Below are 13,560 nucleotides of genomic sequence, written 5' to 3'. Positions count from 1 at the left end.
AGCGCAGCCCGTCGGCTGCGCTTTCATCTTGGGGGTGGTAGAAATGTCCGCACCGTCAATTCGGCGTAAGCGGTGTGGCCTTGCTCGTTCCTGCCTTACTGATTCCCCGGTCGCCTGCGATGAACGCCTGTAGCATGTGTGGGATCTAACCGTACACCTGTGCGTGCGGCGCGGCGTAGCGGTCAAGTTAGAGCTTGATGTCGGCTTTTAGGCTAGTCGACAAACGAAGATCAGCTTGATGCTCTCGGTCTTGGGCTGCGGCCCCGCCCGCTTGGCTAACATCGATTGTAAGTCCACGCGGCGTAGCAAACGATCAACCTGTCGCGCATGTCCTTAGCACGCCTACAGATAGCAGAGCACCAGCGGATAGCGCAGCAGTTCTTCCATAGCAATGCGTTTGTGGGCCAGCAGGCAATGCCCTGCAGACACGGCCAAAGAAAAGCTTGCCCGCACGGGTCAGGCGTGTGCTGCGTGTGGTACGTGCAAATAGCACCACGCCCGGTTCTTCTTCAAGTTCTTTGATGGCCCGAGACAGCGGCGATTGCTCAATGTGCAGTTTCTCCGCCGCACGGGCGAGTGGAATTCTTCGGCTCCGGCCAGGAAGCAGCGAAGATCCCGAAGATCCATCGTTCACCTATCTATGAGTTCTTGCGCCCAGGAACGTGGGACGCCGCATCTGCCAGAGCATCCAGACGATCCCCAGGCCCACGGCAACCGCACCGACCCAGGCCGTGCTGGTCAGACCCATCGCTTCCAGGCTGGCCCCGCCTAGCAGCGAACCCAACGCGATGCCGCCATTGAAGCCGGCGATGTTCAGCCCAGCCGCCACTGCCGGTGCCTCCGGCGCGTGGATGTGCGACAACCCGATCACCCGCGCCTGCAAGGCAGGCACCGCCGCATAGGTCAGCGCACCCAGCAGGCCCGTCAGCAACACCATCAACGGCAACGACGGTGCCGATGCCCATATCGCCAACAGCACGACGGCCAGGCCGACGAGCACAGTCATCACCGCAAAGTCGGCACCCTTGCGGTCGGTCAGCCGCCCGCCCCACACATTGCCAATGGCGGCCATCACGCCGTAGCCCAGCATCAAAAGGCTCGCCATGCTTTCACTCACGTTCGTCACTTGCAGCAGGATCGGCGAAATGTAGGTGTAGAGCGCGAAAGATCCCGCATACGCCAACACGGTGATACCGGCTCCGGCCAGCAGACGCTGATTGAACATAGCTTTCAGGCCATCCATCGCATTGGCCTGCGCCGAGGCATCGTTGCGATCTGTCGGCATCAGGGCCAGCAGGCCGACGAACCCAATGGCACCACTTGCGGCCACTGCCATGAAGATGACCTGCCAGCTCAACACGCTGCCCAGGTAGGTGCCGAGCGGTACGCCCAGCGCCAGTGACAGCGTCAGGCCGCCGAACACCACGGCCACCGCCGCACCGGCGCGATGTCGGCCCGCCAATTGGGTTGCCACGCTGGATGCTACGGCGAGAAATACCCCATGTCCCAGGCCGGAGGCGGAGCGGGCCACCAGCATGGGTGTCAGTGCATCGGACAGACTGACTACAGCGTTGCCCAACGTGAACAGCCCCATCGCCACCAGCAGCAGCCGCTTGCGCGGCCAGCGGGTTGCCAGCGCGGTCAGGCCGGGTGCACCAATCACCGCACCCAGCGCATAGGCCGTAACCGCCGCGCCAACCTGGCTGACGCTGACATGCAGATCAGCGGAAATAGTGGACACCAGGCCGATGGTGACGAACTCGGTAAAGCCCAGGGCGAACGCGCAAAGCGCGAAGACGTAGATGACGAAAGGCATACGTGGATTCATGGTTCAGGCTCGCTTCTCGGCTGTCACCGCTAATAGGGGCAGCATCGCTTCCGCGACGCCCTTGGCCGAGGCCGGGTTCTGCCCCATCACCCGGCGCTCGCTCACCACTACCTGCGCCTGGAAATTCGCCGCAGGCACATGCCGGGCGCCACGCTCCTGCAAAGCATCGGCCAGCAGGAAGGGCACCGTGTCGTACAGGCCGACCGCACGCTCCTCCTCGTTGGTGAAGGCCGACACGTCCTTACCCGTTACCAGATAGCCGCCATCGGACAACTTGAGGTTTACCAGCCCGGCCGGCCCGTGGCACACCGCCGCGACCACGCCGCCACGCTCGTAGATGAACGCCGCAATGGCCGCCAGTTCGGCGTTGTCCGGGAACTCCCACATCGTCGCGTGGCCGCCGGCGTAGAAGATCGCGGCGTAGGCATCGGGATCGACCTGCGTGGGTGCCATGGTGTTCTCGGTGGCGCTTCTTAGCGTCGCATCGTTCCAGAACGCGGCATTGATCGGATCGTCCAGACTGAGTCCATCGACGTGCGTCTTGCCGCCCTTGGCGCTGACGAAATCGACCGCATGACCGGCGTCTGCCAGCACCCGATGCGGATGCGTGACCTCGGACAGATAGAAACCGCTGGGCGCGGCATCGGCGGCGCCGGCCGGCCCCTTTCGGTCGTGGCTGGTCAGGACGAAAAGAATACGTTGGGTCATCAGAAGCTCCTGCAGCGAATCGAGCACACCACCGGACACCTCCAACGGAGGCATGCGTGTTGCAGCGTGGGAAGTTGGGATCCTCATTCTGGTGAATCCGGTATATCGTTTAAATGACCAAAATAGACAAACACTTTCCCCGGAATGACCCAAATGGCCCTGCGCAATCTTGATGACCTAGCGGTGTTCGTGCATGTTGTGGAGCGCCACAGTTTTTCCGCCGCCGCACGCGACCTGCACCTCGCGCCTAAGACGGTCAGCAAGCAGATCGCCCGGCTGGAACAAGCGTTGGGCACCACGCTGTTCGAGCGCAACACCCGTAACTTGCGCATCACCAGCGAAGGCCGCGCCATCGCCGAGCGCGCACGGGTGGCCCTGGCTGTGCTGGAAGAAGTGCAGGAACTGGCGACCGGCGGCAGCCAGGAACTGAGCGGCACTATCCGCCTGACCGCGCCCACGCCGTTCGGGCGCAAGTTCGTGGCCCCGGCTATCCACGATTTCTGCCGCCTGCATCCCAGGGTCGGTTTCGACCTGCGCCTGTCCGATCAAGTGCAGGATCTGTATAGCGGCGACCTCGACCTGGCGATCCGCATGGGCGAGTTGGCCGATTCGCGCCTGGTGGCGCGGCGCGTGGCCGAAAACCGGCGCATTCTGGCAGCGTCTCCCGCCTACCTGAAAGCGCATGGCAGTCCCGCGCAGCCGGAAGAACTGGAACGGCACAACTGCCTGGTGTTCGCCTATCCGGGCCTGCTGCAAAGCACCTGGCCGCTGCGCAAGGGCCGCCGGGAGACGCCTGTCGCGGTCAGCGGTACGCTGTGCAGCGACAACGGCGACGTGCTACATGCGTGGTGCGTGGCCGGGCTGGGCATCTCGCTGCGCGAGACCTGGGACATTCACGAGGAACTACGCGACGGGAGGCTGGTGCGCGTGTTGCCTGAATGGGAAGCCACACCCTCGAAGATCAGCATCGTGCGGGCGCGGCGCGAACCAGTGCCGCGCCGGCTGACGGCGTTCAGCGATTTTCTGTTCGACCGCTGGCAGGAGGCGCCGTGGGATCAATGACCTCATTCGCCGCAGCCGACGCATCTCGAACAGCCGCTAAGTTTCGTAGGAAATTTTGTAGGTTTTGCCTAGCCGCTCGACATGTGCAAAACCGAGTTCGCCAAGGTGCATACCAGCGATAAGAATCTTATCCGAGCTAACAACATTCAATAGTTTGGATCGTGTTTCGGCGGAAAGAAGCGGATCTTGGTCGAATGCAATGGTTACGTCGGGACGAGCAATCTGAATTTGGGGGAAATGAACGATATCCCCCCAAACCAGCAGACTACGACCATTGGAATCGAGACGATAACCGGAATGTCCTGCGGTATGCCCCGGAAGGGGCATCGCACTAATGCCAGGGAGAACTTCGCTATCAGTAAACAGGCGCGTCTTCTCCCGATACTGATCGAACACCTTCCGAGCAAACAGGAAGTTGCCACGAGCACGTTCACTCGCTCGACTGAGATTGCCATCGTCCTCCCAGAAAGAAACCTCACGCTGGTGGACGACTAGCTCTGCATCGGGAAAGGCTGCTTCCCCTGAAGAGTCAAGCAACCCCCCAACATGGTCGGGATGTGCATGGGTCAGAAGAATGGTGTCAATGTCAGCGGGTTGCACGCCAGCACGCGCGAGATTCGCCTTTAGCTTGCCGCCCCACTGCTTGAAACCACCAGCCCCCGCATCAATGAGGATCGTGCGGCCCATTCCACGCACCAGGTAACAGTTGATGTGGATCGAGAATGGATCGCTTACACCTGCGTCCTGCTGCAACTTGGACGCCTGCGCAGGATCGATATTGGAGAGAAGATCTAGACTTGCGCAAAGGTATCCGTCACTGATGGCCGTAATAGAAAACTCGCCGATCTGCTGGCCCGGAAATTTCATGTCGTTCATTGCGGCCCTCCTTGCGGGTCATCAGTTCCGCGCGTAGATGGTATCGGCTGGATAGCCAAAGCAACGAATGCGCGCCGTTAGCCCCGCATGGCGTTTTATTGCCTCATCCAGTCGCGCCATGAAATCGTCCATGACCGATGGCGTTCTAAACGGTTCGAGGCGGTACTTGATTTCCGCGTAAGCAGGATGCCCACGCCCCTGGCGGGCAGCGACGTAGATGACATGCACGTTGTCCAGCGCCGCCTGAAGGACGTCCGTGCAAAGTCGAGTGCATCGTTTGGTGAGTTCCGCCAGATTTGCGTCGGGTGGCATCTCGTCCGCCTGGATGAAGATCGTCAGGTTAGGCATGTCGGTTCTGCACCTGCGTCTGGGGGCTCTGCGCCTCTGCCACTCGTCAATTGCACGGTCATCGGGGCATAGAGATGCACGTTCTTCGGAAGGGTATCTACACCAAGACTAATGGCGCTATCCAGCTTCGCCAGCCACCTGTTTTCAGGACACTTCTCCAATGCGACGGCCCACATCTGCTCAGGCGTGAGCCCCATCTCGATGAGCGGCTCGGGACCGACTGCGCTCACGATCAGATGCTCGCCTTCACCGATGGCAGGCGCACGCTCAAGGCCGCCGTAAAGATTGCGGTGCCAATCGGTGATGTGCTGCTGCCAGCGTGCGAAGTTGCCCCCGCCCTTTTGGCGATACTCGTCGCCCTCAAGCACAGCCAGACCGTCGATCGAGTGCATGGCCAGGTAGACAGGGCAGCCATCGCTAAACGCCTTGAAGCGCTGCGAAGTATGGAACCCGCTCACGGAAATAAGCGCGGGTAGCTTTTCCAGGCTATAGAAATCATTCCACTCTGCTTCGCTGGCTGGGTCGGCAAAGCTGCACTCGACGGTATAGATCATGGAATCACGCTACCGAACCGCTTGTGCGCTCGGTCCTCACTGTTGATGTTTCATCATGGTATGACCTGAAAATCGACGTATAAAACGATTTTTCGGTATGCTTCAGTGACAAAAAATCAAGCTAAACCGATCACCAGTTTTAAGCTAGGAACGCTCATGCGAAGGAAGATCCCCAGCAGCACGGCACTGATGGCATTCGAAGTGGCTGCGCGCCACGGCAGCTTCGCGCGCGCGGCAGAGGAACTGTCTTTGACTGAAGGAGCTATCAGTCGCCAGATTGGCAGGCTGGAAGCCTTCCTCGGGGTCACCCTGTTCGAGCGGGTCGGCAATCGTGTCCGACTCCTTCCTAACGGAGAGCGTTACGCGGTCCAAGTTCGCGAATCGCTTGACCGCTTGGATCGGGACAGTCAGTACTTAATGGGGCAGCCGAACGATGGCGCAAGCTTGGACATTGCCACTATCCCGACGTTCGCGATGCGATGGCTCATTCCTCGCTTGGGACGATTCCAGCAGAAGCATCCGAACATTACTGTGCATTTGGCCGAGCGCATGGAACCCTTCGTCCTGGCCGGGAGCGGATTCGATGCTGCCATCCATTTCGAGCACCCAGCGTGGACGGGAATGCGGACTCACGAACTTTTGCATGAAGTGCTGGTTCCGGTTTGCCATCCTGAACTTCTGACAGGACGCAATCGAACAACCGCACTGGATGAATTACCGCGCCTTCACCGACGACAGAACCCTGAAGCTTGGCAACACTACGCCCAGGAGACGGGAAGCCCGCTGACCAATCCTGCAATTGGCGCACGCTTTGATCTCCATGGAATGTTGATAGAAGCCGCATTGGCCGGCCTCGGCGTTGCGCTAGTACCGCGCCTGTACGTTGAAGCCGAACTTGCGTCAGGAAGCCTGATCGCCCCGTGGCCGGAGGGGAAAACCATCTCCAAAACCTTCTGCCTCATCCTTCCTGAGCCCATCGGATTGGGCAGAAAGCCAATACAAGCTTTTGCTCAATGGTTGCTCGACGAAGCGAAGAAGGGGGCAGCGGTTAAATCGTAGGATATGTCTTTCCTCCATTGTTATCAGATAGAGGCGCTACGTTGCGCCTGATCTCCCACGACACATCACCGCCGCGGCCATTTGCTACCCAAGCTTCTTCTCTGTCGCTGGCTGCCAAGGCACCAGACTAAATCCCATGCCGTCATCCAGCATCGCGTAGCGCCCACTGGCGAGCATGACGGAACGCCGGTAGATGCCGGCCACGCGCTGCTCGTCTGTGACGGGGGCGATGCTCCACGCCAGTGTCGGCGGTTAACCGCCAACGGCGACCCAAGGCCGATTCGCTCCGGGTAGCTCGGTCGGACTCCCTGAGTTCGGAGCCTTCTCTTCTGCGGAATTACATTCCCGCTTTGTGCTCGACCTGATCGTGGTGGCGGATGACCGCTGTTGCCTCTACCAGGCATCAGCGGTCATCCGCTACGGATCGCATTCAGTCCCGGAGCCCACCGGGGAAACACAGGGCACCCTTTGTGCGCGGATGCGTGCCGGCATGTTCCGACCCAGGCCACGATAAGGGTCGGTTGGCGAATCGAGATGCAGTTAAAACACGTTTTGCGAGGAGTTTGTCGACTGCGTAAGTTCGCCAAAGGTGGTTCTTCTCTTCCTCGCCTGGCACCCCGCCAGGCCCACTTTTTTGTATTTTTTGCCGTAACTGCCATTGTATCCAGCGCTAGCAATTGAGACTGGCGCCGTTTCTGATCTGCCACCTGGCTTGAACCTTGGAACCGTTGGCCTTGAAAGCGCATGCCCGAGGCATCCTCCACCTCGAACCTCTATTCACTGCGTACCCTCGAGATTCGCCTTGTCCGTGAGTACAGGTGACACAGGCTCTTTCAGCAAACCAGCAGACGATCTGCGACCCGCCGATAGCCTTACCGTCGCCATCGCTCACATGGCTGCGATGATGAGCCTGAGCGCCAGTAGGATCAGTTACTCAAAGTGTACGCAGGCATTCATCAGCCTCCAGTAAAGCCGAGGGTCAGTCAGGTCGGAGCGTTCAGCAATGTTGGAAGAAACCGGCGTGGACAAGAAACTCACCTCCAATGTTTGACTCGGATCGCTGATCTTGATGGGCAGAAAGGCCGAAGCCTGATTCGAGTTGATGGTGAGATTGAGTAGGCCAAGGAGATGTTCGCGCGCCAGGCGTGACAGCCCGTTTGTGGCCCTCAATTGCGCAGCCATCCCGGACAACCTGATTGAGGCTGAACTTTTCGGCGTCGAACGCGGCGCGTATACCGGCGCGGCCCATTCACGACCTGGACGTTTTGAGCGTGCCCAAGGCGGCACACTGTTTCTGGATGAGATCACCAGCCTGAGCCAGGGCGGGCAAAGCAAGTTGCTACGGGCCTTGCAGTAACGGGAAATCGAAAGGGTTGGCGGCGTACGCGGGGTCAAGGTGGATGTGCGAGTAGTGGCCGCCACCAACCTTGATCTACGCAAATCCGTTGCCGACGGTACGTTTCGCGAAGACCTGTTCTACCGCCTGAATGTCTACCCCATCGCCCTGCCCCGCTGCGCGAACGCCGGGACGACATCCCGCTGTTGATCAACGCGTTCCTCACGCGCTTCTGCCAGGAATACGTGCGAACGCCGGTGGGCGTTACCATGCGCGCCCTGAAAGTTTTGCTGCGCTACGACTTCGCGGGCAATGTGCGCGAACTGCAAAACCTGATCGAACGCGGCCTGATCGCCAATGACGAAGGCCAACCCATTGACCTGGTGCACCTGTTTCACAACGAGCCGATGCCGTCTGGCCCCTACGGCGTGGATGGCCGCGGCAGCTTGCCCACCACCAGACTGTGCGCCTGCCCGCGAGCCGCCCGGCACTACTGTATACCTTGGCGAACTGGACCAGGGTTTTTCCATCGAAGGTCTGAAATCTCGCCTGATCAACGAAGCCTTGCAACAGAACGCAGGCAATCTGGCGGATGCGGCAAGACTCCTAGGGTTGAGCCGTGCTCAATTCACCTACCGCTTGAAGAAGCATCAGCGGCAACTCACCTGACGCCAACCACCATCATCATAGGCTACCACCTTATAATCAATGCGATAGATCGGCCGTAGGCAATACCTCGCAGATTGATTTGGGAACATCTATTACCTATAGTCATTGGATGAAAACCATCAAAACTACCCGGAGCCAAGGCCGTCCACGTGAATTTGACATGGACGAGTTTCTGGATAACGCCGCCAAACTGTTCTGCCAGCGCGGCTTTCACGGAACCTCCATCGTCGATATCTCCGACGCCACAAACCTCACCTGCGGAAGCTTGTATAAAGCTTTCAAGGACAAACGTGAAGTCTTCCTGAGCGCGTTGAAACGACAATCCAGCACCCGTGGTAGTCAGCTTCGACAGGCGATCAGCACCGGCAAGTGCGGTCGTGAGATGCTTCGCCAAGCCTTGCTTTTCTATGCAGCCATTTCAAGTGGCGAGGACGGTCGTGATGGCTGTCTCATCGTCAGCACCACTGTGGAGCTGGGGGCGTTCGACGCTGAAATTGCAGAAATGGCGCTGGTCTCGCTGCGTGATCGTGAGGCTTTGTTGCAGCGCCTGATTGACGTAGGCATCAGCGATGGGTCGATTGCGGCCACTGTCAACAGTGCTGCAGCCGCCAAATTCATGCTCTGTTTAATCCAAGGTTTACGCGTGATAGGCAAAACTTCTCCGGACCTCTCCGACATGGAAACCACCGTCGGTTTGGCCATGAAAACACTGGCCTGAGCGTCAGCATCGGGGCTTTCGAGCCCCTTATTGAATCCCTCCACAAAAATTGCCAAGTCATTTTTCTAAATGCCGCTTGATTTGGTAACATTCACTACCTATTATCCAAATCAGCGCTTCACACCAGTACTAGCGAAGCGGTAATCCTGGCCATCGACACCTAACTGCGCAGCAGGGGTGTCTTTTTATTGCCACATTAGGAAGTGATAACTTCCAAAAAGGAATGCATCCGCTATGAACGGCTCAGCCTCCATCAGTTTAGAAAAACCTGGTATTTCAACTTGGCTGACGTTGTTGCTGGCAACCGCTTGCGGCTTACTGGCGGCCAATATTTATTACGCCCAGCCGCTGGCAGGGCCGATTGCCAGCGCTATTGGCCTGCCCGCATCCAGCACCGGCCTGATCGTCACGTTGACGCAACTGGGGTATGGCGCAGGGTTGCTGCTGGTCGCCCCTTTGGGCGACTTGTTCGAGAATCGCAAGCTGACCATCACGTTGATCCTCATTGCTGCATCAGGGCTGCTGGTGTCCGGCCTTTCACACTCACCACTGCCCTTTTTGCTGGCGGCCCTGGTAACAGGCCTTGGCACGGTAGCGGTGCAAGTGCTGGTCCCTTATGCCGCGCACATGGCGCCGGAAGAAAGTAGAGGCCGGGTGGTTGGCAATGTAATGAGTGGGCTGATGCTGGGGATCATGCTCGCTCGTCCTGTTGCGAGTTTCATTACCCAACTATCGGATTGGACGAACGTCTTCTACTTTGCCGCTGCCGGTATGGTGCTACTCGCGCTGCTATTGAGTGTCGTGCTGCCCAAACGCGAACCTGCGGCAAAAATGAGTTATGCGTCGTTGATTGGTTCGATGTGGCACCTATTGCGCACCACGCCCGTGCTTCGCCGTCGCGCTATTTATCACGCTTGCCTGTTCGGCGCCTTCAGTCTGTTCTGGACAACCACGCCACTGCTCTTGACATCAGTGTTTCACCTGAATCAGGGAGAGATCGGCCTTTTTGCCCTGGCAGGTGTCGCTGGCGCGATTGCAGCCCCTATTGCCGGCCGAGTTGCGGACCGGGGGCGGACCAAATCTGCGACCGCAGCGGCGATGATCTGCGTCGCAGCCGCTTTTCTGATTACCCATATTGCCCCGCAGGGTTCCACTACCGCTCTGGTTTTACTGGTGATTGCCGCTGTCGTTCTGGACTTCGGGGTGTCGGCCAACATGACCCTGGGCCAGCGCACGATATTCGCACTGGGCAGTGAGTTTCGGGCGCGCCTCAACGGCCTGTACATGACCACCTTTTTCATGGGGGCTGCAGCCGGCTCCGCAATGGGTGGCTGGGCGTTCGCCGAAGGCGGCTGGTCATTGGCTTCTTGGCTGGGCTTCGCGTTGCCGGTCACCGCGCTGTTATATTTCATCACGGAGTAAGCACCATGGATCAACCATTGGACATCGCCGTTATTGGCTGCGGCTTAGGGGGCGCGGCCATGACCGCCCTGCTTCAAGCCAAGGGTTTCAACGCCTGTGTGTTTGAGCAAGCGCCCTCATTCGGCCCTGTAGGTGCTGGTATTCATCTAACGCCGAACTTGATGAACGTGTTGCACGACCTGGACCTGCAAAATCAACTGGTAGAGAAAGGTTTCACTCCCGCCAGTTTTACCAGCCGCTGCGGAGCCACTGCGGACGTCCTGTTCGAACTGCCGCTGGCAAGCCATATGAGCGTTCAATATGGCGCGTCTTATATCACCATCCGCAGGTCGGATTTTCACGAAGCGCTGGTGTCGCGCATCGCACCAGATAGCATTCATTACGCCAAACAACTGAACTCCATCGAACAGGGCAGCGAAGACGTCAAGCTCGGCTTTGCAGATGGATCACAACAGCGAGCCCGCCTTGTCATCGCGGCTGACGGCGTATTTTCCAAGATTCGTTCGGCACTCTTTGATCCCACCCCGCCCACGTTTGCTGGTCAAGCAGCCTACAGGGCAATCGTTGATGCATCGAAGTTGCCTCACGCACCACTGGACGACCTTACCAAATGGTGGGACGGGGAACGATTTGTCATCTCCTACTACCTGGACAATGACCGCAAGAATTACTACTTCGTCGCCGGTTTTCCCGAACCTGATTGGCCTGCGGACAGAGGTTGGCAGGAGGGCAGCCGTGACGAGTTACTGGAGCAATTCCACGGCTTCCATCCGCACGTTCGAGCGCTGTTGGACACCGCCACGGATTGGAAAAAATGGCCACTGTTTGAGCGCCCCCCATGCGATACCTGGCACGCGCAACGCGTCGCCCTGCTGGGTGATGCCTGTCACCCGATGCGACCACATATGGCTCAAGGCGCGGCGATGGCCATTGAAGATGCTGCGGTTCTGTCACGTTACCTTTGCGAGTTTGGCCTGCAGCGCTATGAGCAAGCCTTCGCACGCTATTACGAAGAAAGGATAGAACGGGTGTCTGCGGTCCAGGCAATGTCCAATGAAAATACCTGGCTGCGATCGGCCATGGACCCCTCTTGGGTTTTTGCCCACCAAACAGGCCGCTAAGTAGTCGTTCGCGGCAATGAAGCGCATGGATTAAACCGCAAGCCAACAAGATGAGCGTAAGGACTTTGGATTTAACAACTGCATAGGAGTGCGCTTCATGCTTGAAACAGATGTCATCATTATCGGCAGTGGGCCGGCCGGTTCGACCGCCGCACTGGCCCTGAGCAATGCCGGTATCGCCAACCTGGTCATCACTAAGTATCGATGGCTCGCCGATACGCCTCGGGCTCACTACATCAACACCCGTACCCTGGAAGTGCTTCGGGACCTGGGGGTGCATCAAGACGTGATTGCCAAAGCGGCACCGTTGGAGGTCATGGGTAACGTCGTCTTCTGCAACAGTCTGACCGGCAAGGAACTTGGTCGCTTGCCTTACGGCGCCAACGACCCCAAGCGGCGAAGCGACTACCTGCTGGCCAGTCCCTGCGAGCAATGTGACCTGCCCCAGCACTTGCTTGAGCCCATCCTGTTAGGCAGGGCAGTTTCCCAAGGCAGCCACGTGCGCTTTGATAGTCAATACCTGAGCCATCAGCAGGATCCGGACGGTGTAGTTGTCCAGGTCAGCGACCGCTTGAGCGGAAGCGAATACAGTATTCGCTGTAAATACCTGCTGGGGGCAGACGGCGCTAATAGCAAAGTCGCCGCGGACCTCCAATTGCCCATGGAAGGCAAGATGGGCAAAAGTGGCAGTATCAGCATTATTCTGCGAGCAGACCTGAGTCAATATGTGGCTCATCGTCCCGGTTACCTGTGGTGGATGCTGCAACCAGGGGCCGATATCGGGGGCATTGGCATGGGCCTTTTACGGATGGTCAGGCCTTGGAACGAATGGCAGATTGTCTGGGGCTATGACATAAACGGCCCAGCGCCTGAATTAACGAACGAGCAAGCGATTGCCATTGTTCATCAGTTTGTGGGCGACACGTCGGTGGAGGTCGAAATTTCTTCGATTTCCCTTTGGACTGTCAATGAGATGTATGCGGCGCGTTACAGCCAGGGACGGGTCTTCTGCCTGGGCGACGCGGTGCATCGCCATCCACCGACGAATGGCCTGGGCTCCAATACCTCGATTCAGGACGCCTACAACCTGGCCTGGAAACTATCGCTAGTCCTTGCAGGAACGGCGTCACCTTCACTGCTTGAAACCTACGATACCGAGCGCATTCCCGTCGGGCGGCAGATCATTCGCCGGGCCAATAAAAGCGTCGAGGACTTCGCAGCGCTCTTCCAGGCGCTGGACCTGACGACAGGTCTGTCCGCGGAGCAGATGAACCAGAATATTCGCTCGTTGGAACACGACACGCCAGAAGGCGCCCAACGCAGGAAGGCCCTCAGGAAAGCCATCCAGTTGAAAGCCTACGAATTTGCGACCCAAGGCGTGGAGCTGAACATTCGCTATCAATCCGATGCGATTGTAGAAGATGCAGATGAGCCTTTTGTATTTTCCCAGGACAGTGAATTGTTCTATCAACCCTCGTTGCGCGCGGGCGGTCGACTGCCACACGCGTGGGTGAATAAAAACGGCCGTCAACTGTCCACCCTGGATTTGGTAGGCAAAGGCCAATTCACGGTAATTACCGGTATTGCAGGTGGCGCCTGGGTCGAGCAGGCCAGGCAAATCAATGAGGTGTTTGGTCTAGCTGTTCGCTGCGTAACGGTAGGGCCAGGGCGCGATGTGGAAGACCTGTACGGCGATTGGTCGGCGCTGCTTGATGATAGAGAAGACGCGTGTCTTTTGGTAAGGCCCGATGCTCATATCGCCTGGCACGGCAACCTCTCGTTGTACTCGCCTGAGCACTTACGCAGCGTACTTTCTCGTGTGCTCGGACTGTAGCGATCCGCTGCAAAAAGTTATTAAA

At 58.4% G+C, this 13,560-nt stretch carries 11 protein-coding genes and 4 pseudogenes; 7 read left to right on the top strand and 8 right to left on the bottom strand.

The window, feature by feature from the left end:
- Positions 1-55: 55 nt before the first annotated feature.
- The 4 genes and pseudogenes from PSH66_RS11120 to PSH66_RS11105 form a co-directional block, all read right to left on the bottom strand.
- Positions 56-282, bottom strand: a pseudogene (locus PSH66_RS11120) (DUF2274 domain-containing protein).
- A gap of 88 nt (positions 283-370) precedes the next feature.
- Positions 371-627: pseudogene (locus tag PSH66_RS11115) on the bottom strand (LysR family transcriptional regulator); the annotation flags it as partial.
- 7 nt (positions 628-634) lie between these two features.
- Complete coding sequence (locus PSH66_RS11110; protein WP_205519995.1) at positions 635-1,816, bottom strand: MFS transporter; 1,182 nt, start codon at positions 1,814-1,816, stop codon at positions 635-637.
- A gap of 15 nt (positions 1,817-1,831) precedes the next feature.
- On the bottom strand, positions 1,832-2,536 hold the full coding sequence (locus PSH66_RS11105; protein WP_205519996.1) for a type 1 glutamine amidotransferase domain-containing protein: 705 nt from the start codon (positions 2,534-2,536) through the stop codon (positions 1,832-1,834).
- 153 nt (positions 2,537-2,689) lie between these two features.
- Here PSH66_RS11105 and PSH66_RS11100 point away from each other — a divergent pair, with 153 nt between their 5' ends.
- Positions 2,690-3,598: a LysR family transcriptional regulator gene (locus tag PSH66_RS11100; protein WP_179028440.1), complete on the top strand. Its 909-nt coding sequence runs from the start codon at positions 2,690-2,692 to the stop codon at positions 3,596-3,598.
- Between the two features lie 36 nt (positions 3,599-3,634).
- On the opposite strand, the gene PSH66_RS11095 is transcribed toward PSH66_RS11100, so the two are convergent.
- The 3 genes from PSH66_RS11095 to PSH66_RS11085 are packed head-to-tail and all read right to left on the bottom strand — an operon-like array spanning position 3,635 to position 5,376.
- On the bottom strand, positions 3,635-4,474 hold the full coding sequence (locus PSH66_RS11095; protein WP_179028441.1) for an MBL fold metallo-hydrolase: 840 nt from the start codon (positions 4,472-4,474) through the stop codon (positions 3,635-3,637).
- Positions 4,475-4,495: 21 nt separating this feature from the next.
- On the bottom strand, positions 4,496-4,822 hold the full coding sequence (locus tag PSH66_RS11090) for a hypothetical protein (protein ID WP_205490827.1): 327 nt from the start codon (positions 4,820-4,822) through the stop codon (positions 4,496-4,498).
- Positions 4,810-5,376: a sugar ABC transporter gene (locus PSH66_RS11085; protein WP_205490828.1), complete on the bottom strand. Its 567-nt coding sequence runs from the start codon at positions 5,374-5,376 to the stop codon at positions 4,810-4,812. Before PSH66_RS11085 ends, PSH66_RS11090 begins: the two co-directional genes overlap by 13 nt.
- A 156-nt stretch (positions 5,377-5,532) precedes the next feature.
- Between PSH66_RS11085 and PSH66_RS11080 the strand changes: the two genes are divergently transcribed.
- On the top strand, positions 5,533-6,435 hold the full coding sequence (locus tag PSH66_RS11080) for a LysR substrate-binding domain-containing protein (RefSeq protein ID WP_069787745.1): 903 nt from the start codon (positions 5,533-5,535) through the stop codon (positions 6,433-6,435).
- Here the strand turns inward: PSH66_RS11080 and PSH66_RS30130 are convergent.
- Positions 6,425-6,691: pseudogene (locus PSH66_RS30130) on the bottom strand (DUF3363 domain-containing protein); the annotation flags it as partial. The gene PSH66_RS11080 and the pseudogene PSH66_RS30130 sit on opposite strands and share 11 nt — an antisense overlap.
- 885 nt (positions 6,692-7,576) lie before the next feature.
- Here PSH66_RS30130 and PSH66_RS11070 point away from each other — a divergent pair.
- The 5 genes and pseudogenes from PSH66_RS11070 to PSH66_RS11050 all read left to right on the top strand — a co-directional run.
- A pseudogene (locus tag PSH66_RS11070) lies at positions 7,577-8,440 on the top strand (sigma 54-interacting transcriptional regulator); the annotation flags it as partial.
- Between the two features lie 160 nt (positions 8,441-8,600).
- Positions 8,601-9,158 carry a TetR/AcrR family transcriptional regulator gene (locus tag PSH66_RS11065; RefSeq protein WP_205347505.1) on the top strand — a complete coding sequence of 186 codons (558 nt, stop codon included), beginning with the start codon at positions 8,601-8,603 and terminating at the stop codon, positions 9,156-9,158.
- A 234-nt stretch (positions 9,159-9,392) separates the two neighbouring features.
- A complete protein-coding gene (locus PSH66_RS11060) occupies positions 9,393-10,580 on the top strand; it encodes an MFS transporter (RefSeq protein WP_205490830.1) in 1,188 nt (395 codons plus the stop codon).
- A gap of 5 nt (positions 10,581-10,585) precedes the next feature.
- Positions 10,586-11,701, top strand: coding sequence for an FAD-dependent monooxygenase (locus PSH66_RS11055; RefSeq protein WP_179028444.1), 1,116 nt, complete (start codon positions 10,586-10,588; stop codon positions 11,699-11,701).
- A gap of 97 nt (positions 11,702-11,798) precedes the next feature.
- A complete protein-coding gene (locus PSH66_RS11050) occupies positions 11,799-13,535 on the top strand; it encodes an FAD-dependent monooxygenase (RefSeq protein WP_225908785.1) in 1,737 nt (578 codons plus the stop codon).
- Positions 13,536-13,560 lie beyond the last annotated feature (25 nt).

It is taken from the genome of Pseudomonas sp. FP597 (assembly GCF_030687435.1).
Classification (GTDB): Bacteria; Pseudomonadota; Gammaproteobacteria; order Pseudomonadales; family Pseudomonadaceae; genus Aquipseudomonas; species Aquipseudomonas lactucae.
Note: the sequence above shows the minus strand (reverse complement) of the source record. Positions and strands in the feature narration are given on the sequence as shown.

What these genes read in the sequence shown, in the direction of transcription:
- PSH66_RS11110 (WP_205519995.1), bottom strand. Translation starts at nt 1,816, where the DNA reads ATGCCTTTCGTCATCTACGTCTTCGCGCTTTGCGCGTTCGCCCTGGGC.
- PSH66_RS11105 (WP_205519996.1), bottom strand. Translation starts at nt 2,536, where the DNA reads ATGACCCAACGTATTCTTTTCGTCCTGACCAGCCACGACCGAAAGGGG.
- PSH66_RS11100 (WP_179028440.1), top strand. Translation starts at nt 2,690, where the DNA reads ATGGCCCTGCGCAATCTTGATGACCTAGCGGTGTTCGTGCATGTTGTG.
- PSH66_RS11095 (WP_179028441.1), bottom strand. Translation starts at nt 4,474, where the DNA reads ATGAACGACATGAAATTTCCGGGCCAGCAGATCGGCGAGTTTTCTATT.
- PSH66_RS11090 (WP_205490827.1), bottom strand. Translation starts at nt 4,822, where the DNA reads ATGCCTAACCTGACGATCTTCATCCAGGCGGACGAGATGCCACCCGAC.
- PSH66_RS11085 (WP_205490828.1), bottom strand. Translation starts at nt 5,376, where the DNA reads ATGATCTATACCGTCGAGTGCAGCTTTGCCGACCCAGCCAGCGAAGCA.
- PSH66_RS11080 (WP_069787745.1), top strand. Translation starts at nt 5,533, where the DNA reads ATGCGAAGGAAGATCCCCAGCAGCACGGCACTGATGGCATTCGAAGTG.
- PSH66_RS11065 (WP_205347505.1), top strand. Translation starts at nt 8,601, where the DNA reads ATGGACGAGTTTCTGGATAACGCCGCCAAACTGTTCTGCCAGCGCGGC.
- PSH66_RS11060 (WP_205490830.1), top strand. Translation starts at nt 9,393, where the DNA reads ATGAACGGCTCAGCCTCCATCAGTTTAGAAAAACCTGGTATTTCAACT.
- PSH66_RS11055 (WP_179028444.1), top strand. Translation starts at nt 10,586, where the DNA reads ATGGATCAACCATTGGACATCGCCGTTATTGGCTGCGGCTTAGGGGGC.
- PSH66_RS11050 (WP_225908785.1), top strand. Translation starts at nt 11,799, where the DNA reads ATGCTTGAAACAGATGTCATCATTATCGGCAGTGGGCCGGCCGGTTCG.